The sequence below is a fragment of the Leifsonia sp. HAY1-4F genome, assembly GCF_056755275.1.
Genome location: NZ_JBNDHX010000725.1, coordinates 1 through 230, shown reverse-complemented (window position 1 = coordinate 230; position 230 = coordinate 1). Strand labels below are relative to the sequence as shown.

At 64.8% G+C, this 230-nt stretch carries 1 protein-coding gene; it reads right to left on the bottom strand.

What is annotated here, in order from left to right; all coding sequences use genetic code 11:
• On the bottom strand, nt 1-228 hold a 228-nt coding region (locus ACPYOG_RS21125; RefSeq protein ID WP_481295992.1), incomplete at its 3' end, for a diguanylate cyclase.
• Nucleotides 229-230: the final 2 nt, after the last annotated feature.

The window sequence follows — 230 nt, the reverse complement described above, 5'->3', positions numbered from 1 at the left end:
GCCCTGTGCCAGCTCGGCTACATCTCCCTCGCCAGCCTCCATCAGGATGGCGAATTCGTCGCCACCCAGCCGCGCCACCATATGACCCCTCGCCGCCCCTCGCAGGCGCTCGGCGACCATCTTGAGCACATCGTCACCCGCGGCGTGCCCGAAGGTGTCGTTGACCGGCTTGAAGCCATCGAGATCGAGGCAGAAAACGGCGACACGCTTCCCATCATTCGCTCTCAACG